Source organism: Bifidobacterium sp. (genome assembly GCF_022647885.1).
GTDB lineage: Bacteria > Actinomycetota > Actinomycetes > Actinomycetales > Bifidobacteriaceae > Bombiscardovia.
Genome location: NZ_JALCLM010000001.1, coordinates 624,603 through 645,263, shown reverse-complemented (window position 1 = coordinate 645,263; position 20,661 = coordinate 624,603). Strand labels below are relative to the sequence as shown.

Here is a 20,661-nt window from a genome sequence, read left to right as displayed (position 1 = left end):
GCAACAACAGCATCAACGACATCCGCACAACAACACTTCCCAAGAACTATCTACCCATGACCACCTCTACCCAAAGACTTCTACCCAGAGACTTCTACCCAGAGACCAAAGCGATTTCGCTCAACAATACCGAAATCGGACACAACCACTGAAGGGGACACTATGAAACAACACAGGAAAGGCATCGGACGCATTGTCGCTGCCACTCTTGCTGCAGCAAGTTTGCTATTCACGGCTGCTTGTGCAGGAGGCACCGGTTCATCCAGTTCTTCCTCAACCTCAACCGACCTTAAAGTAGGGTTGACTGCGTCGCCCGCCAACCTAGACATGACGCAAACTTCCGGTGCTGCTATTCCGCAAGCACTGATGTACAACGTCTATGAAGGCCTCGTAAAGCTCAAAGACGACGGCAAGACCATAGAACCTCTTCTGGCAAAAAGCTGGACAGTGAGCGACGACGGCCTAACGTACACCTTCAAATTGCAGTCAGGAGTGAAATTCTCTAACGGTGACAGTTTCGACTCCAGTACGGTGAAATATAACCTGGAACGCTTGAGCACATGGAAAGCCAACACCCCCACTAACCTCTCTGCTATCGACCACGTAAATACACCTTCATCAGACGAAGCACAAGTGGTGCTGAAATCACCGGATCGCAATGTGCTGTTCTGGCTCACAGGCCCACTAGGTGCGATGTTCGATCCCAACGCAGTAGATTCTCTGAAAACTGAAGCTATAGGAACTGGTCCTTTCACTGTTAAGAGCTATGCAGTAGGAAGCAAACTATCCTTGGCTCAAAACAGTACATATTGGGGAACAAAACCAAGCCTGAAAACTGTAGAACTGATGTATTACACCGATACCACATCCTGTTCGAATGCACTACTCAGCGGTGATATCGACACCATTTATAACTTCACCGCATACGATCAGCTTGATCAATTCAAAAATAATGACAATTACCGAATTGATGTCGGTAACGCCCAAGGCATTCTGGTATTAGCTATGAATTCCAAAAAAGCTCCATTTGATAACGCTGATCTTCGACAAGCTGTGATGTATGCAGTTGATAGAAGCAAAGTCGTAGACACAGTCCTCAACGGTTATGGCAACGTGTTATCTTCACCCTCAATCCCGACTGATGCTTGGTATAAGAAATCCAACGCATACGCCTATAACCAGTCAAAAGCGAAGGAGCTGGTGAAGTCATCTGGAGTTAGTAACCCGACGATTACTTTCACAGTGCCAAGCCTCAGCTACGCACAATCCATCTCTCAGGTAGTGAAGACACAACTCGAAGCTGTAGGTTTCACCGTCAACCTTGAAACACAGGAATTCCCAGCCGTGTGGCTTCAAAACACCTTGACGGATAAAAACTACGATATGACAGCGATTCTGCACGTCGAGCCACGAAATGTTGTCAACTATGGTAATTCAGACTACTACTGGAATTACTCAAATGGCACAGTTCAGGAAGCCTTTGCCAACGCCAAGAAGAGTGGCAGCGACGAAGAATTCAATACCTTCATGAACCAAGCCATCACACAAATTCAGAAGGATGCTCCAGCTGATTGGCTGTACAACCCGAAGCTTCTCGTTGTCACCAAGAACGATGTCAGTGGCATCAATAAGAACGATGTCGGCATCGCACTCGATCTCAGTGGAGTAAAACGCTCCTGAGCATGAACTGAAATAATCTCTCCCCCAAGTAGGTGCGCATCCGCGTGGGTGCGCACCTCTTTATATATCCCACCTGTCAAGCAACTGCATGCTGTTCGCACGCCATACGCTTGAGCACACTTGCATCAACACAAGGAATCTCCATGCAACATATAGATATCACCGCGGTTGGCGGTTTCTCATTCGCCAATTACACCGACATTCAGGGAGCCACTGGTGCTACCATCTTTCTATTCGACGAACTCAGCCCCACCGGTGTATCCATTCGTGGCGGAGGCCCAGCTAGCAGAGAAACTCCTTTACTTGCTCCTGTCGCCTCTTCGACAGGAATACATGCCCTAGTACTCTCAGGAGGCTCAGCATACGGTCTCGATGCCGCAGGCGGAGTCATGCGTTATTTAGAGGAACACGGTCAAGGCTTGCACATTCGTCAGGCATGCGTGCCTTTGGTTTGCCAATCATGTCTGTTTGACCTACCTGTAGGTGACCAATACGCTCGCCCTAATGCTCAGCAGGCTTACGAGGCGTGCGCACACACCAGTCGTGAGAACTTTCTCAACGGCAATATCGGAGCTGGAACCGGATGCTCGGTCGGTAAGTATCACGGCATGGAACACGCCATGAAGGGTGGTCTCGGATCCTACGCTGTGCAAGTAGGCAATGTCGCTATTGGTGCCGTCGTAGCTGTTAATGCCATGGGTGATGTATTCGAAGCTGGCTCAGGTAAAGAGCTTGCTGGCATGCTCGATGATGCCAATACCACATTTGAATCATCGTTTGAGAGCATGGTTGAGGATATGGAATCTGAGCGTCACGCACCAGAAGGTAACACCACAATAGGTGCTGTTTTTACCAACGTGCAGCTCGACAAATCCGCACTTAGCAAAGTCGCAGCAATGGCTCATAACGGATACGCACGTACCATACGACCAGTTCATACCAGCGTAGATGGCGACTCTATTTACGCCGTTTCCACCGGAAACATCTCAGCCAATGCAGATAGTGTAGGCACACTGGCCGCGTATGTGATGGAAAAGGCTGTGGAAACTGCAGTGCTCAGCGCTGAAGCAGCCTACGGCTTACCATCGGCATCTAATTTTCAAGGATAACGTCGACCACACATTTTCAAACTGGCCGACCACGGAATATTGAGCTGCACGTGTACCTCGTGCAGCACAATAATGAATACACAATGATTAATACACACAACAACCACAGCGTCAATTGCTATAGACGGTAATAGCACCCATTGCTATCAGTCATACCGAGAGTCAGACAGCAACAGAGTGTAGTGGTGAGCAATACGCTTCTCACCACTACCATCATTTATTCCTTTGTACCGATGCTGGGCATCGCAGCTAGCAGAGTCTTGGTGTAAGTATGCAGCGGATTCTTATATATTTCTTCACTAGGACCGCACTCCACTATCTCGCCTTTTCTCATCACAGCTACCACATCGCATTGGTTACGAACTACATGCAAACCATGAGAGACAAATACCAAGGTGAAGGAATGCGATTGCGACAAGTCAGCCAATAGATTCAATACCTGTGCCCTCACAGAAACATCAAGCGCAGAGACCGCTTCATCTGCAATCAGTATTTGTGGCTTGGTAATCAAAGCTCTAGCAATAGCTATACGTTGACGTTGACCACCAGAAAACTGATGCGGGTAGCGTTGGGCAGATGCCGCATCAAGACCGACGGATTCAAGCATACTTTCCGATCTTGCAATACGCTCTTTCTTTGATGTGTTTACCAATGGTTCTGAAATAATTTGCCATATGCGCATCCTGGGATCCAGAGAGCCCATAGGGTCTTGGAACACTACTTGTACTTTTTGATGTACCCAAGCATTCGCTCTCATACTCTGCTCAACAATTTCTGTTCCGAATACTTTAATTGATCCTGAAGTGGCTTGGTCTAGAGCTGAAATCATACGAAGCGTCGTCGATTTTCCGCAACCTGATTCCCCTACAATGCCGAACTTCTCACCTTTATGAACGTCAAAAGAAATTCCATTTACTGCCGTAAATGTTGTTGTTGAACCGAGGCTTCTAGTTTTATAACTTTTGAACAGCTCACTGACTTCAATAGCTTCCTCATGAGGATGTGAGAGATTTGATTCACGACGATTAAATACCAAAGTACCGTGAGGCTCCTCGGGGAGAACGTCATGAGGAGCAGCAGCAAATGATGACACCTGTGGGTGGTCTATAACCATTGCCTCGTCCTGCACTAGGTAATCTTCTGAGTTCTCACTGTTCGCAGATTGGGCACCTACTTGACCCTGTTTATGCTCTCGAAACTCAAGGTCGGATAAGGTTACTAGACGGTTGTTGTGCTTATTTTTTTCCAGTTTGGATGCTGCTAATAATGCTTTGGTGTATGGGTGTTGAGGACGGGCAAACACTTCATCTAGATTGCCGCGTTCTATTATCCGCCCATGTCTCATGATGGCGACCGAATCGCACAGGCCTGCCACTACACCCAGATCGTGAGTGATGAACAATAATGAAGAACCAGACGATTGAACTTGCTGAGACATCAATTGTGTTACTTGTTGTTGCACAGTGACATCAAGCGCTGTGGTGGGCTCGTCAGCTAATAATAATTGTGGAGCATTAATCATTGCCATAGCAAGCATCACACGCTGTCTCTGCCCTCCTGACAATTGGAAAGGATACGAATCAGCTACCCTTTTCACCTCACCAAGTCCAACGCTCTGCAGCATATCGTTTACTGTGGTATCTCGTTGATTTTTCGATAGTTTTGAGTGGTGAATTTGAACTACTTCGCCAACTTGTTTACCAACTTTCATCAATGGATTCAACGCTGTCATAGGCTCCTGGAATACCATAGACATCGTTGAACCACGTAGTGTTCTCAGCTCTTCATCCATACTGGCAATCACGTCGACACCAGCAGAAGGCAACATGATACTTCCCCGTGCGGTTAATCCTGATGGGAGCAGACCCATCGCAGCTAAACACGTCAAAGATTTACCAGAACCAGATTCGCCGATAAGCCCTAATCTTTCCCCTGCTGCAACAGTGATGTCTATTCCATGAATGATCTCTTTATCTCCGGAAGACACCGTTAGACCTGAAATCTCCAGCACGTTATTTGAGCTTGCGGCTGCCCTTGGCTGAGCTCCTGCAGAACTTAATACTTTTGCTGCTGTGTTATTCGTCATGACTGTTCCTCCAAACGCGGATCAAGGAAGTCCCTCAATCCGTCTCCAAGCAGATTGAATGCCAAAACTGTCCAAGCGATAGCAATTCCTGGAATCAACACCAATAACCAATTTGAGTAAATAACTGCTGAGGAATCTCTTAAGAGTCGTCCCCATGACGCTTGAGGTGCGGGAGTGCCAAGGCCAAGATATGACAATCCAGCTTCAGCTAATACAGCGACGGCGAAGTTGACTGAGAGTTGGACGATGATAGTTCCACGAATGTTGGGTAACACATGTCTGCAGGCGATGAACATATTGCCGCGTCCTGCTGCACGCGACGCCATGACGTATTCACGTCCCATGATTTGTTTCGTCACGCTCCGTGTTACACGAGCAAAAGCTGGAGAAGCACCTAAACCGAGTGCTAAAGCAGCGGTCACTGAACTCTGTCCGAAGGCCGCTGTGAACACAATAGCCAACAGCAACGGTGGAAATGCCTGCATAACATCATTCCATCTCATCAGCCAACGCCCCATACCACTGGCTGACATACCGCAGAGGATTCCATAAGGGACTCCGATGATTGCAGCAACCACTACAGCAATACAACCAACGGTGAGTGTGGTTCGTGATCCGGCCATAATCACGGACATCACATCGTATCCCAGGCGATCAGTCCCGAGCCAATGTTGGGCGCTCGGACGCAGCAGTTTGGAATCCACCACATTCATCGCATCGTATGGAGTCCACAATAGAGATATCAAAGCCATAGCAACTATCAGCAGCAACATGCACCCGCCAATGACCATGCTTGAATTCATATTGCGGGTAGCGGCTTTCAGTTGGCCACGCTCGCGAGGTTTCTTGATGTCAGCATTTGCACTCATTACGCTCATCGTTCTCCTCCAAATCTTGGATCCACCGCAGCGGACAGCAGGTCAACCACAAGATTGACGAATAGGACCATGACCACTAGCACCATGACGATTGCCTGTACTTCGGGCAAATCTCTATTTTCAACTGAGGAAACCAACAAACTCCCCAAACCGCGTATCTCGAAAACGCGCTCGACAACCACTGCGCCGATAAGTATCGATGCCGTTTCAACACCCGCAATATTCATAATCGGCACCAAAGCATTGCGAATGCCATGTTTACGTAAAGCCTGCGGAAAACTTAAGCCTTTCGCCCGAGCAGTTCTCATGAAATCCTCAGTAGTTACTTCCAGCACTGCGGACCTCACATAACGGCTGAGAATCGCGCCTTGTACTAGGCCTAAAGAAAGTGCAGGTAAAGCAACGTGACGAAAGAATTGCACCGGATCATCGGGCGAAGACCACCCTGTCGCTGGGAACATACCCAGGCCAACAGCAAAAATGATTACTAAAATTAACCCAGCTAAGAATGCTGGAACCGAGACACCTATTTGGCTAACCACACTCAACACTGTTCCTAGTGCACGATCCCGATAAACTGCCGCCAGCGTGCCAAAAATAAAAGCAATCAGTAGCGCAATAATCATGGCGATAACGACTAGTAGCAAGGTGACTTGAAGTCCCTGTATCACATCTGATGCGATGCTTACTCCAGAGTTGGCAGAGATTCCCATATCTCCTCGAATCATTCCTCCCGCCCAGGAGAAGTATCGCAGATACATAGGTCGATCCAGACCAAGCTCATGACGCATCTGTTCCAAGGCTTGTGGCGATGCCTCCGTGCCCAACTTTATAGCTGCGGCATCTCCAGGAAGCGCGGACAGTAGCAGAAATACCGCCACTGATGCCACCGCAACAGTAACTAGGAATACCCCGATTCGAGTTAAAACTTTTTTCATACCAGCCCCTTAAGCAATCCCACCTGACTTACAGACGCCCAACACTTCGCACTCAAGCAGATTCTTATGGTCACGATTGAACATTTCGTGCACATAACTTTGCGTTACCAAGCAGTTACCGAGATGGAATAATCGCTTTCGGAATAAGCAACAGTACTGGTACTGAATACACCATGACTTCGTGGTGATATTTCGCGATGTTGGAATAATGCCAATGATGTGTGGTGGAATAGTCAGATATAGGATTCCCAAGAGATTTGCTGTGCGCAGAAAACCGTTCGCAGCAGCAACAATAAGGGACAAGACTTACTAGCGCTGATGATATTTTGTAGTGCTCTGAATGAAATTTCCGGAAAGGTGCGTGAATCGCCAGTATGGATAGCATGAATGTCGATACATCTGAGGACGACAACAGTTATGAAGACAACCGTGCACTGGAAACCATACTCACTGCATTGCAAGATTCCGGTAAAGCTGTCACCTCCGATGCTATTAAAACAACGTTGATTGAATTGTTGGAGCGACAATCTCTGCAAACGAATCAGCGGATGCCGACTGTACGCTTGCTGTCATCTCGTCTAGATGTGAGCTATGGCATGATTTCGAGCATCTACCATCAACTCGCAGTTGCCGGATATTTGATGATGCGAGGTCGCAGAGGAACCTATGTGTTGTCTCGCAACGATGATTGGACGAATCTCAGGCATTCCTCATCCGATACCGCCGATCACACCATTCTTCACGACTTATCCCTTGGTACGCCTGATATATCGTTGCTCCCAGGGATTAATCGCTTCCTGATTATGCAAGGTCAACGCACTGCATATATCGGTTCATATGACGAATCATCGATTCTCTCGCCACTTGCAGATCTCTTCCGTTCAACTTGGCCTTATCCGGTCCAAGCACTCACCGTGGTTTCAGGAGCCATGGACGGTATCGAACGAGTCTTGCGTATTTGCAAAGCCAACGGCAGTGTAATCCTGCTGGAGAATCCGACCTACCCTCCCATTATCCATCTGGTTCGCCAGTGTGGCGCTACTGCTATCGGTATAGATATGGACGACTTGGGCATATCACCACATTCCCTGCAACAAGCAATCGACAACTGTAGGCGTCATCACCAACGAGTAAGCGCAATCATTACTCAACCAAGGGCACAAAATCCAACAGGGATAACCACTACCCCTGAAAGAATCCAGTTGCTTGCCAATATATTGAATAACAGTTATGCATCCATCCCTCAAGATGAGCGCCCTCTGATTATCGAAGACGACCACAGTGGCAGCATCTCAACAGCTATGGCAATGAGTATGGGAACATACTTGCCAGAACGTACGGTTCGAATACAGAGTTTCTCTAAAACACATGGACCCGATCTGCGTCTAGCTGCGTTATCAGGGCCCAATCCTATCGTCGAGATGCTGATTCGCGAGCGCAAACTCGGGGTTGGTTGGGTCAGCAAACTACTTCAGGAACTGCTCTATATGATGCTTGCAGACTCTAAAACAAATGCACAAATTCTTCGAGCTCGTAAAGAGTACGAGTATCGAAGGTCGGTTCTGAAAAGTTTGCTGCTTGAATCCAATATCAGCATCAGTGCTGGCGACGGCCTTAATGTGTGGATGGCTGTGCGCAGCGAAGAACAAGCCATCAACTTCTTACTCTCAAAAGGCATCAAGGTCAGAAGAGGATCAGATTTCAACGTGCAAGCTACTTTCCCTGATTATTCAGATCACAGGGTAGCACCGGAGCACATCCGCATAACCATCGCTGGTATCAAAGCTGAGCAAATATCGGACATCGTTCCACTTCTCAAACAAGCGGCAGAAAAACAATAATTGCTTCAACAGGACAGTTTAAACGCCACCCACTTTGGCTAGTGTTGTCCTGTTGAAACAGTTATCGCAGTTGGTAATCTCTACGGATATCAACATCGCTCATATAATCTGGCAAAACTCGATAATCTCTCGGTTTGGGCCATAAATATTGAAGTAACGGATACCGTTGTCCCAGAAGGATGGAATTGATTGCACCTCGCTGTCTTTGAAATCCAACCCAAGCTCTTGTGCGTTGGCGAAAGCCGCATCAATGTCGGTGCAATCCAGAGCCATATGATTCCATGCACCGTCAGACATGGCAGATTGCTCAACTTCCCATGTCTCTATGGTGATATGTCCATAACGGAGAAAAGCACAACGCGCATCGCCGTTCTTGAATATTCCTGCTAGCTCAAAACCTATGGTTTTGGTGTAAAAATCTATGGTCCCGTCGAGATCTGTTGTCGGCAGACCCACATGTTGAACGTCGCTGGTATACGTGGTCATCGTATTCATCATGTTCCTCCTGTATGTGGTGCTCACTGGTAAAGCAGGCATATCATCATCGAGCAAGTTATGCACACGTCGATGGAATAACTGCCACCGTAATGGTTGCTTGTCCCAGTTGCCATTGATTTACTGAGCAAGTTTAACGACAGCTTTTGAAACTCCTGTGATCGCTCCATCGAGGAAATCCTGAACTTGCTCAAGTGCAAATTCACGACTAATCAATGTGTCTACATCCACTTTGCCACTCGATAAGAGCGCAATGGCATCGCAGAAGGTCAAAGGGTTGATAAATGAGCCTTGTATGGTCAACTGTTTCTTATAAATATCGTAGGTATTCATTTCGAACACTGCCTCTTGAGGACCAACACCAAACATCAGCACTTGGGCTCCCTTATTTGCAGCAGCGATAGCCTGTGCTTGGGTCGATGGTAGGCCTACTGCTTCGACGATAATATCGTATGCCTCTTGAGGAATACTTTCACGCATGGTGTTGAAGGTATGCACCACGTTGAAGCGTTCCGCATTGAGTTTGAGCTTTTCGTCAACGATGCCCGCCAAGTCGACCTGATGCACACCGTAGGCTTGAAGAACTTGAACGAAGAGCTGTCCCATAAAGCCATCGCCAATGACCAAGGCCTTTTGGTACGGATGGAGTTTCAATAGATCGACTGCGTGGACTGCGCACGAAACTGGTTCTACTGCAGCTGCTGATTTCAACGAAACATTATCTGGCAAGGGATACACCACACTTGCTGGAGCGCTGAACTGCTCTGCTAAACCACCATCTCGTGTAACTCCAACTGCACTGAGATTATCGCATAACTCCGGTCTCTGAGTCAGACAGAACTCGCACTGACCACAATAAATATTCGGGTCAACGGCTACCCTATCCCCCGGTTTTACTCGTGTTACCTGTTCTCCAACAGCTGCCACAACACCTGAGTTCTCGTGACCAAGCACAATGGGTGGGACTGCAGCTGCTGATCCTGGACGGCCAGCATACAAATCATGATCAGTACCGCATACCCCCGCAAAAGCAGTATTAATCAGTACGTCATGTGGGCCTATCTCAGGTGTTGGAAGATCTTCTATCGCAAATTGTTGCGTTCCGGTAAGCACTAAGGCTTTCATACCAAATCCTTTCGATACGGGAATCTCAATCAGCAGTAACATCCTTGTAGTGCATCAGAGAAACTGAGCCAGCCCCATCGCTGGTTCTCTCAAGTGAAGAATAGTCCACTGCGAGGGCTGAAACAACTACACAGTTGGATGTATGAGCGTGTCCAACTCACTCGTATTTTGGACACGCTTAGTGCTGGTGAATCGATACATATCTGCAAGCGCTATGAGCTCGCTAGAGTCGCTAGTTTTAGCGTGTACGAGACTGCTGTTTCTTATTCTGATCTTTCTCCATCGGCTCTATGTCATGGACATCCATACCGGGGAGTTTGCCCCAAGAATACAAGGTCATCATCGTTGCAAATATGGGGATTGAAACACCGAACGCAATCATCAGTCCTGGCCACTGGTAATAAGCGAACGCTACTACCAGTAGAAGGACCACAATAATGACAGAACACAACGGTCTGACGATAATTAACGTGAGAGAGGTACGCACCATCCACCAAGCGCCTTCGTTAAAGTTAGAGCGGACACCCCAACTCACTAATACAAAAAGCGCATAGAAAATATTGACAACTAGCAGCACACCAGACACGGCAAAGCCTTGAGTGCCGAGGTTGTTGTGCTGAACAAACCAATATTCCCAGAGCAGTAAGAACCATACAGCGAATTGTGGCCATCCGAAGAGGTTAGCGGATCGTAATTCCGATTTCCACGCACGATGAAATACTGACCATGTTTGGCGTACGGTCCAGGAGCGATCCTCGACGGAGAGCGTCCACGCTCGGTAAGTGGTATATGATGCAGCTAACGAGGGGAAAAATCCTCCTAGCACAAGACCCATTACGGTATGAACGATGAATGCAATATTGACCATCACCACCATCATGATGATGCGTGCAAAAAATTCATATCCGACCGCGAATCGCTTCATAACCTTCACCCTGTCTTAAGCCATTGTTGCATCGTCGATGTCAACATCCAATGCCACTGCTTCCGCACAGCCCACGCATACCCTGAGATTCTTAGCTACGAAGCAATACCTCTTCTAGAGCAGCAATAACACTTTCCGGAAGATATTGGGTTTGTGCTTGGCCCTTGTCATCCTTCGACTCATACGACATGGTGCGTAATGCTGTAAGCGCTCTGATACCACTGCCTTCTAGAGCCCAGTTTGCACCTTCCTTCAATGAGTACGCTATCTGAGCGTCATTGCAAATATTGAACAAATCATTATCAATTGGATTCTCAGCAAGGTGGAGACCTTGAGGGAAGCTGAGCACAATATCGCGATCAGTTTCTGTAACGCCTACTTGCACTTTCAGACTTAGGGTGTCTGGGTCGTAAGACGTGTGCTCACTGTGCACTCCGTCAACGAGCACTGTACTTCTGGCAACACCTCTGAATACGACTGTCCACGTTCGTTGTTTCGGCACGATACCTTCATCACCGCGAACATGTGAAATAGTGAGCGTACTAGAGTGCGAGTCAAAGATAATTGACGTATCAGCAGTATGCATACGCGAAATATCTCCGCCAGGAGCATACTGACCATCATCTTCACGTAGTGTAAAGCTGCCATCCGCTCCTGGGAACACCAATACGTCCATAGCTGCTGGGTTCTCGGTGCTGTTGCTCGTGCAATCGCTTTGCATCGGCACAATCCCGCCTGCCTTAGCGAATAGTGGTAGTGTTTCGATACCTCGCCAAGCATAGAAATTCATACCTGACTTCGCATCGCTGTGATAGCGCCTTCCGCTAAAGAAATCAAACCACTCACCCTGCGGCAACCAGACCTTCGCTTTTGCACGCATGGACGCCTTATCCATTGCCTCAGTAATTGGTGCTGCAATAAGTTCAGATCCGAAGAAATATTCATTCGGCACGTTGTACGCCTCTCCCATTTCGGGATACTGCCAATACATCGGCTCTATGAGTTCCTTACCCTCTGCGGCATTACGCCAATTCATCGTATACAGGTATGGCAATAAGGCTTGACGAAGGCGCAACACATCCACCATTGCCGAACGCACGGGTTCATGGAAGTTCCACGGCTCCTTGCCATTAAATGGCGACGCACTGGAATGAAGACGATTAATTGGGCTGAAGACACCAAGCTGATACCAGCGAGCCTCTAACTCTTCATCACGAATGCCCGACACATGGCCACCAATATCATGGCTCCACCAACCATAACCGATGTTAGATGCGGTAGCAGTGAAATACGGTTGGAATCGTAACGAGCTCCAACTGACAATCGTATCTCCTGAGAAACCTACCGGATAGCGATGGGAACCCGGGCCAGCATAACGTGAGAAGGTCAGCGGCCAGCGGCCTTCACGTGCGGAATCCAAATAGTGCAAATGGTTGAGCATCCACAATGGATCCAGTCCAACTTGTTTGGTGACTCCACCTTGCTGCCAATCAATCCACCAGAAGTCGACGCCCTGATCCTCAAGATCGTGGTGCATGTCGAAATATGCGTCAACAAACTTAGGATTGGTCAAATCGAATTCAACAGCTTCTCCACTGTCGGGATTAATCCCCAGCGTCTTGGCCATTTTTTGATACGCGTCCTCAAATGCACGCACACCATCGCGAGGATGGACATTTAAGGTGATATGCAAACCGCGCTCATGGAGTTGCTCAAGAAAATGCTTCGGGTTAGGGAACAACTCTGTGTTCCAAGAATACCCCGTCCACCCAGAACCATATGAGGGATCAAGCTCAGTTAAGTGCCAATCCATATCGATTACTGAAGTCGTAAAAGGAAGTCCTTCACGATCAAAACGATCCATCAAATCAATATATTCATCAGCACTATATCGGTAGTATCGGCTCCACCAATTACCAAGAGCGAATCTAGGCAACAGCGGTGTAGGCCCCGTTAATTGATAAAAGTCTTGAACTGCCTCTGCATAACGATGTCCGTAGCCGAAGAAATACAAATCAATTTCACTGTGTGAACGCGACTGAACTGCCACACCACCTACGCCATCTGTGAGGCTCCCATCTGCAGCATTGGCGTTCTCCACCAGCACGTTTGAAGCCGAATCATCAATAATCGCCCAGCCGTCAGGAGAATTCAGGCCAACACCAAGTTCTGTTGTACCGTCAACCCCATCTAGGGTGCGCGCAGTACCGTGAAGATTTGCGTGCTGGTCATCGCCATAATGCCAAGTGTCGCAGAATCCATTCATGCCCTTGACATGAATTTGCAGCCCCTCTTTAGTAAAAGGCTTTCGGTCATACATCAGATGAATCGTCGGTGTATCAACCACCAAGTATCCATCCTCTTCATACTGACGAATATGAATCTGTGTGGCTTCCTTGAAATTCCTATTCAGGGTCATCTGTGTGCAGTGATCCTCGAAAATTCCTGATTCTGACCATTCCACACGAACCAAAGAATCGGTGATAAAGGCGATTCTCCATCGGTCACCCTGCATAACATATTCCTGACGCATCAGTGGGTTTGCACCTTCCGGAAAAGCCTTACGGGGGTTCTGCGTAGCAGAAGAAACACTCATGGGATTAGATTCACTTTCTGGTTGGTATGGACTTATAGGTTCAGGGGAGCAACAGCCTGAGGATTGGCATTCACAGGAAGGCTCTTCAGACTGTTGCTTTCCTCAACGAAGGTGTCAGCCCTTGACGGCACCAATCATGACGCCCTTGTTGAAGTACTTCTGAAGGAATGGATAAATAATCAGCAACGGCAAACTGGAAACGATAATAATGCCGAACTTAATCTGATCAGCAAAATTCTGAGCTTGCGATGCGGATAGACCAGCATTGCTACTGCCTTGGTTGGTTTGATTGGTGAGCAGAATCATCTGCAGCACATTCTGAAGAGGATATTTATCCTGATCTCTGATGTAAATCAAACCAGTGAAGTAATCATTCCAATGCCCCACAAAGCAATACAAACCGATAACAGCAAGTATGGCACTAGAAAGCGGCAACACAATTTTGAAGAAGAAGCCGAAATACGATACACCGTCTACTCGCGCAGAATCACGTAATTCTTCAGGGATAGAACTTTCAAAGAATGATCGAGCAATAATCATGTTATACACGCTGAACGCACTGGGAAGAATAAATACCCACATGCTATTCAGCAATCCCAGCTGTTTCATCAAGAGGTAGTTAGGAATTAAACCACCGCTAAAGAACATGGTAAAAGTGAACAGGAACATGATAATACGTCTTGGCTTAAATTCTCTTCGAGACAATGCATAGGCGGCAGGAATGGTGACCAGCAGATTTACAGCGGTACCAAGAACGCTGTAGACGATGGTGTTGCGGTAACCAATCCAAATTCTGGTATCAGTAAGTATCTTGGCATAGCCGGTCAGGCCAATACCTTTAGGCCATAACAGAACTTCACCTAAGGACACTGCCCCTGGGTCCGAGAATGATGCAATGACGATAAACCACAGAGGGTAAATAATGGCGACGAGAATCACCACAATGATCAGAGCAATCACGCCATCGACGACCCAATCAGAGACTGTCTTGTCTTGACGTGAGTGCTTATTCCAGGTTCCTTTATCGCCCTTATTGGTTTCAGACAAAGTCGCCAATGCGGTTGACTTAGCTTGTTGAGAGATTGACATAATCGCTGCTTTCCTAGAAGATGCTCGTGTCACTGGTGCGCTTGGCTATGAAGTTAGCCATGATGAGGAAGAAGAAGTTCACCACCGAATTAAACAGGCCTATTGCTGTCGAATATGAGAATTGACTGTTGAGCAGACCTATTCGGTAAGTAAATGTCGATATAACCTCTGATGCATTGATATTCAAGGTATTTTGCATCAGCCAAACCTTCTCGAAGCCAACACCAAGAACAGAACCCATATTGAGAATGAGCATGACACCAACGGTTGGCATGATAGTCGGAATATCAACGTAACGAATCAGCTGCAAACGACCGGCACCATCAATTCTCGCTGCCTCATACAATGCCAGATCCACGGATGAAAGGGCTGCAAGGTAGATAATGCAGTTCCAGCCTGCATGCTGCCAGACTTCTGAAATCCAGTAAATAGGTGTGAAGGCGTTCGGATCTCCCATGATGCTGGTTCTACCTAAGAAACGACCCAACAGACCGGTTCCTGGAGCGAGGAAGATTTGGATGATAGAAACCATGACCACAGTAGAGATGAAGTGTGGCATATAGGTAATCGTTTGGACGAAACCTTTGATCTTTGAGTTGCCTATCTGATTAATAAGTAAGGCGAGAAAGATTGGTGCAATAAATCCCATCACCAAGGTCCACAAGCTGATTCTAAAAGTGTTGCCGATAATTTGCGAAAACATCGGATCAACAAAGAACTGGTGGAAGTATTTCCACCCAACCCATTTTCCTCCGGTAAGCCCTTTGGTGAAATCAAACTCTCTGAATGCTAGTTGCACACCGTACATTGGTATATAGGCAAACAGTACAACGAAGAAAATTGCTGGAATGGTAAACACCCACAACTGCCAGTACAGACGGAAGTGTCCTGTAAACCTCATCCACAACGAAGGGCGAGCGTGCGAATCACGCCGCGTCGGTATCGCTGCAGAACTACTTGTATTATTGTCCATCGGATTCTCTCCAATCCTAGATTTCATAAACGAATGCGGACCAAGGGGCTAACTCTCCGCCAGCAACTTCTTTGTTGAGGATTTCAACACTTTCATTGGAAAGCAGTACCTTCTGCGGATCGAGACCAGAGGCCAAAATCAGGTACGTTTGCTCAGGAAGGGGAACAGTATGCGAAGAGGTATTGATAACTACTAGCGCACTGTCGTTACCCAAGGATCGCTTGAAGGCGTAGACGTGTTCGTCATCAATATCCAGAGCTTCAAAGGAGCCAGCCGCAATCAAATCGCTGGTATGTCTCAATTCGATGAGTTGTCTATAGAAAGCAAAGACCGAATCTGAATCTTGCAACTCTTCGTTGGCGTTGATTGAAGCCTTATTATCATTTACGGGCAGCCACGGAGCTTTCAAAGACTGAGTTGAAGTAAAGCCCCCGTAACGGCTATCATCCCATTGCATTGGTGTGCGTGAGTTGTCTCTACTGACTTTTGCTAAGGACTCCAACATCGAATCAGCACTCTGCACTTGAGCTTCATCAACTCTCTGATGGAATGCATTAATCGATTCAAGATCCTGATACTGATCCAATGAGGTGAACCCTGCATTGGTCATACCAAGTTCTTCGCCTTGATACACGTATGGCGTCCCTTTATGCATATGCAAGAGGAGGCCTAAAGCCTTTGCCGATTTAATTCGCAACTCTGGCGTAGAAGTATCTCCCCAACGCGAGAGAGCACGAGGTTGATCATGATTATTGAAATACAGGCTGGCCCATCCACGAGATGCAACCGCTTCCTGCTGTTCAATCATCGCGCGCTTGAGCTTCGGGAGCTCCAACGCTTCCATATCCCATTTGACATCACCCTGATCGACTCCAACATGATCAAAAAGGAAGAGCATATCCAGCTCGCTATTGGCTGGATCGGTGATGTGTTCATTGCGACGTGGAGAAATACCTTGCCCCTCACCAACTGTGAGGTAAGCATCTCGTCCTTCGAAAACTTCATGGCGCATTTCTTTAAGGAACTCATCGAGACGTGGACCGTCCATACTAAAGGGCCACGGACTTGAGTAACCTTCCTCGCCTGGTGCTTCATCAGCTATGAGGCTATGGCTCTCACCTGGCAACTTACCATTGTGGTCAATGCGTTTGGAAATCAGTGTGATGACATCCATACGGAAACCATCAATGCCCCGATCGAGCCACCAATTCATCATGTCATATACGGCATGTCGCACAGCCGGGTTTTCCCAGTTCAAATCAGGTTGTTTTTTCGAGAAGGTATGGAGGTAGTATTCGCCCCGTTCTTCGTCGTACTGCCAAGCCGAACCACCGAAGGTGCCTCCCCACAGATTTGGTTCCGCGCCTGGAGTGCCAGGGATTGAACCTTCGCGCGCTGGACGCCACCAGTACCAATCGTTAAACTCGGGGTCTTTGCGTCGTGACGCTTGGAACCATGCATGTTCGTCAGAAGTGTGGTTTACTACGAGATCCATGACAATCTTGATGCCATATTCATGAGCTTTGGCTATGAGTGTGTCCATATCCGCGAGCGTGCCAAACATCGGATCTATATCGCGATAGTCAGCAATGTCATATCCATTGTCATCCTGTGGAGAGCGGTATACAGGACTGAGCCAGATAGCATCAATCCCTAGCTCAGCAAGGTAACCCAAGCGGGAAGTAATACCGTTCAAATCACCGTAGCCATCATTATTACTATCTTGAAATGATCTCGGGTAAATCTGATATACCACCGCATTGGCCCACCAAGGATTAATGGCCGCACCATTGGTATGAATCTCATCAGGCACGTGATGACGCTGCCTAGTAGTCATAGTCTCGCTTCATTCTTTGTTACGCATGAGGGCATGCGAGTTAATCACGACGTCAGTGATCCGACCGGAGCGCACTCATATCTGGCGCTACCGGTCGGATGAGCATTACAGCTCAGTCACTGAGGTTTATTCATTGAAATTGTTAAGGTTCACGCCGAGCTTGTTCATACGCTTGACGTAAGTGTCGTAGATCTTTTGCTCAGTGGCGACATTGTCTTGGAGCTTGTTCTGCTTAAGCTTCGCGACATACTCGTCCCATTCGTTATCCACGCCACCCTTGGTGACCCATTGAGCGAACTTGCTCATTGCGTACTGGTTGATACCAGTGTTATTGGCGCTCATTGCATCGTTCTGCTCTTTAGTTGCTGGCATGTTTTGATACAGAATGTCCTTATTGAAGTTGACATTCTTGTAGTCATTGTCATATACCTTGTCAACCGTCTTGACCTCACTATGAATCTGAGGCAGCTCGAGCTTCATGTCGCTGTTGATCCAACCAGGTGCTGCATCACCCAAAGCTTGATAGAACATCCAATCAGCTTCCTCATGACCAGCAGGAGCGTTCAATACCTTGTAATGGTTAGTGCCGAGCTTCTTGACTGCAGTACCGAAGGCGCCATAACGAGCCTGAACTGACATATCTGCAGAGTAGAACGCATCAACGAACTTCAACGCAGCTTCCTTGTTCTTCACACTCGATGAAATAACAGCGCTGTCAACCTTGTAAGCCAAATCATCACCGTTGTATGACCAGACTGGATCTTCCTTCTGATCTGCGCTCTGCTTGAGAGAAGGAATAGTGACATATTGATCAGCGTTTTCCTGTCCGAAGGTACCGGACGGAGTCCACATCCATTCGAAACCAACTGTTGCAGTCTTGCCATTGCCCTTTGCTGTGCTGGTGAACTTAGACCAATCGTGAGTAAATGCTTCTGGAGATACCACGCCGTCAGCCCAGAGTTGATGCATGAACTGAATCAACGTCTTATACCTTGAATCAGTGAGATAGTTCTTGACCTTGCCATTGTCTACGTACATGCCCAAAGGACCGTTAGGAACAACGATTCCCATGCTGGAAAGCAACACATTCGGCTGGAAAAGCCAGAATCCATCGGTTCCTGGAGTGTAGAAGTCCATAGGGATTTCGTCTGCTTTGCCGTTACCGTTTGGATCTTGGGTCTTAAAGGCTTTAAGCACAGTTGCCAACTCATCCCAGGTGGTAGGCACCTTAAGACCTAACTTGTCCAGCCACTGTTTGTTGATGAACATGTGGTTGCTGGTACGTGCCGTAACAGGTCGTGCCACAACAGGAGTTCCGTAAATCTTACCGTCATATGTGGTGGAAACCACCTCTGAATATGGGTCTTCCTTGAACATCTTGGAGACGTTTGGCATACTCTTTAATTCAGGTTTCAGGTTCATGAACAGGCTGCCATAGTCGCTCATATCTCCCGATCCATATCCACCGATAGTCACATCTGCAACTTCACCGGCAGCTAGGGATGTCTTCTTCTGCTGGTCCCATGAAGCACTTCCCGTGTTGGTCCAGTTAATATAGCAATCACAGGCAGTTTCTAGACCTTTTGTCCAACCCATTTTTTGCATTTTTTCTGCACGAGCATCCAAAATTACCTGAACGTTAATAACGGGCTTGCCGTCTTTTGTGGTTGCAGAATCATTACCACTTCCACAAGCTGAAAGTGCCAGTGCGCTGATACATGCCATCGCACCTACCTTCCAAACCACACTCTTTTTCACCATGCGAAGTCTCCTCCTTGACCTTCAACTGTGTGCAACACCCTCGTTGCCGCCTATCGATCCTTCGCTCTCAAGGCAATTTAGAGTGTAAGACAATAGAATTTCTTTCGCAAGTTTTCAAGCATTTTTCATCAGGAAATAGCCGTTGTACTATTTGTGGGGCAGAATGAGTGCAACTAGTTATCTTGAACGGAGCACTGTATCGTGGCAAAAACACTCGCAGACATAGCAGCCAAGGCAGGAGTCAGCCAAGCAACGGTCTCCCGCGTGATGAACGCCAAGCCAGGTGTGTCAGACGATCTTCGCGACACGGTTATGGATGCCATAAGCGCTCTCGGCATGCCTCTTGAAAGGATGCAACGCAACGGGGCACGACTTGTCGCTATCTTTACGCCCGACCTATCCAATCCGATTTTTCCTAAATATTTGACGGCGCTTACCACTCTTCTAGCACAACAAGGGTTCCTCGTGCTTACCTGCACATGCACACCAACAGGTACCTCAGAAGAGGGTTATCTCAGCATGCTCCAGAATCAACCAATTGCTGCCGCAATATTTTTATGCGGTAAATATGACACCAAAGGCGCACCGCTGTCCGTATACCGCACACTCAGCGAGCACAATATCCCCGCAGCATTTCTCAATGGCGCAGCACGGGACATGGATGGGCTTTTTGCTGGCACCGATGATGCCAAGGCTATGGCTATGGCCCTGCGCCACCTTCGCGATTTGGGGCATCGACACATCGGACTGCTGCTTGGTGATGTGAACCATTACCCGTCAATTGCCAAATACGAAACAGCTATGAAGTTCTTTGCAGATGAAGGCATCAAGCACCAGAAGAATTTGACTGCCTGGACTACTTATGGGGTGGAATCAGGGCAAATGGCGGCAAACTCATTACTGGAAAATGGCGCCACTGCAATAGCCTGTGCAAGTGATCAACTAGCACTTGGAGCGCTAAAAGCATCCAAAGCACTCGGTTTAAGTATTCCTAACGATATTTCAGTTACCGGCTACGATGACTCATCCGCTATGAAGTACATGTCACCGTCCTTAACGACCGTGCGACAGCCAGTCAATCAGATTTGCCGCGCTACAGTAAATGGCCTTATGGCGATGATGGAAAACAAGAAAATTGCTACCCGCCGCGACGAACTCCTCTTCGAACCTGAGCTCATCGTCCGCGAATCTACAGGCCGCTGTACCAGCAAATAGTTCGCTCAGCGCCTACACCAGTAGTTGATTTTGTGGCATTACTGTGCCCGACACTAGGTAATTTTCTGAAAACTTGCGCAACAGATTCAATTCATTACACTTAATCTCATGCC

At 47.7% G+C, this 20,661-nt stretch carries 15 protein-coding genes; 4 read left to right on the top strand and 11 right to left on the bottom strand.

Features of this window, described 5'->3' with window-relative positions; all coding sequences use genetic code 11:
• Positions 1 to 162 precede the first annotated feature (162 nt).
• Entirely contained in the window at positions 163 to 1,680 is a 1,518-nt protein-coding gene (locus LKI20_RS02580; RefSeq protein WP_291769462.1) for an ABC transporter substrate-binding protein, read from the top strand.
• Positions 1,681 to 1,823: 143 nt separating this feature from the next.
• Entirely contained in the window at positions 1,824 to 2,789 is a 966-nt protein-coding gene (locus LKI20_RS02575; RefSeq protein WP_291769459.1) for a P1 family peptidase, read from the top strand.
• Positions 2,790 to 3,006: 217 nt separating this feature from the next.
• Here the strand turns inward: LKI20_RS02575 and LKI20_RS02570 are convergent, their stop codons facing one another.
• Genes LKI20_RS02570 through LKI20_RS02560 form a run of 3 tightly spaced genes read right to left on the bottom strand, consistent with a single transcriptional unit; the run spans position 3,007 to position 6,691 of the window.
• The gene (locus LKI20_RS02570; RefSeq protein ID WP_291769456.1) at positions 3,007 to 4,875 is read right to left on the bottom strand and encodes a dipeptide ABC transporter ATP-binding protein; all 1,869 of its coding nucleotides are present in this window, start codon (positions 4,873 to 4,875) and stop codon (positions 3,007 to 3,009) included.
• A complete protein-coding gene (locus tag LKI20_RS02565; protein ID WP_291769453.1) occupies positions 4,872 to 5,753 on the bottom strand; it encodes an ABC transporter permease in 882 nt (293 codons plus the stop codon). The genes LKI20_RS02570 and LKI20_RS02565 overlap by 4 nt, the downstream gene beginning before the upstream one ends.
• Positions 5,750 to 6,691: an ABC transporter permease gene (locus tag LKI20_RS02560; protein ID WP_291769450.1), complete on the bottom strand. Its 942-nt coding sequence runs from the start codon at positions 6,689 to 6,691 to the stop codon at positions 5,750 to 5,752. The genes LKI20_RS02565 and LKI20_RS02560 overlap by 4 nt, the downstream gene beginning before the upstream one ends.
• Positions 6,692 to 7,065: 374 nt before the next feature.
• Here LKI20_RS02560 and LKI20_RS02555 point away from each other — a divergent pair, with 374 nt between their 5' ends.
• Positions 7,066 to 8,532, top strand: coding sequence for an aminotransferase class I/II-fold pyridoxal phosphate-dependent enzyme (locus tag LKI20_RS02555; protein ID WP_291769448.1), 1,467 nt, complete (start codon positions 7,066 to 7,068; stop codon positions 8,530 to 8,532).
• 99 nt (positions 8,533 to 8,631) lie between these two features.
• On the opposite strand, the gene LKI20_RS02550 is transcribed toward LKI20_RS02555, so the two are convergent.
• The 8 genes from LKI20_RS02550 to LKI20_RS02515 form a co-directional block, all read right to left on the bottom strand.
• Positions 8,632 to 9,030: a VOC family protein gene (locus LKI20_RS02550; RefSeq protein ID WP_291769444.1), complete on the bottom strand. Its 399-nt coding sequence runs from the start codon at positions 9,028 to 9,030 to the stop codon at positions 8,632 to 8,634.
• Between the two features lie 117 nt (positions 9,031 to 9,147).
• A complete protein-coding gene (locus tag LKI20_RS02545) occupies positions 9,148 to 10,152 on the bottom strand; it encodes a zinc-dependent alcohol dehydrogenase family protein (RefSeq protein ID WP_291769441.1) in 1,005 nt (334 codons plus the stop codon).
• Positions 10,153 to 10,390: 238 nt separating this feature from the next.
• A complete protein-coding gene (locus LKI20_RS02540; protein WP_291769438.1) occupies positions 10,391 to 11,077 on the bottom strand; it encodes a YesL family protein in 687 nt (228 codons plus the stop codon).
• Positions 11,078 to 11,168: 91 nt separating this feature from the next.
• Positions 11,169 to 13,673, bottom strand: coding sequence for a TIM-barrel domain-containing protein (locus LKI20_RS02535; RefSeq protein WP_291769435.1), 2,505 nt, complete (start codon positions 13,671 to 13,673; stop codon positions 11,169 to 11,171).
• Positions 13,674 to 13,787: 114 nt separating this feature from the next.
• Positions 13,788 to 14,762: a carbohydrate ABC transporter permease gene (locus LKI20_RS02530; protein WP_291769432.1), complete on the bottom strand. Its 975-nt coding sequence runs from the start codon at positions 14,760 to 14,762 to the stop codon at positions 13,788 to 13,790.
• Positions 14,763 to 14,775: 13 nt separating this feature from the next.
• Positions 14,776 to 15,663, bottom strand: a complete 888-nt coding sequence (locus tag LKI20_RS02525; protein ID WP_291773322.1) for an ABC transporter permease — start codon at positions 15,661 to 15,663, stop codon at positions 14,776 to 14,778.
• 88 nt (positions 15,664 to 15,751) lie between these two features.
• Positions 15,752 to 17,572, bottom strand: a complete 1,821-nt coding sequence (locus LKI20_RS02520) for a glycoside hydrolase family 13 protein (protein WP_291769428.1) — start codon at positions 17,570 to 17,572, stop codon at positions 15,752 to 15,754.
• Positions 17,573 to 17,698: 126 nt separating this feature from the next.
• Positions 17,699 to 19,333, bottom strand: a complete 1,635-nt coding sequence (locus tag LKI20_RS02515) for an extracellular solute-binding protein (protein WP_291769426.1) — start codon at positions 19,331 to 19,333, stop codon at positions 17,699 to 17,701.
• A 201-nt stretch (positions 19,334 to 19,534) separates the two neighbouring features.
• Between LKI20_RS02515 and LKI20_RS02510 the strand changes: the two genes are divergently transcribed.
• Positions 19,535 to 20,548 (top strand): LacI family DNA-binding transcriptional regulator, encoded by a 1,014-nt coding sequence (locus LKI20_RS02510; RefSeq protein ID WP_291769423.1) that lies wholly within the window; start codon positions 19,535 to 19,537, stop codon positions 20,546 to 20,548.
• The last annotated feature ends 113 nt before the right edge of the window (positions 20,549 to 20,661 follow it).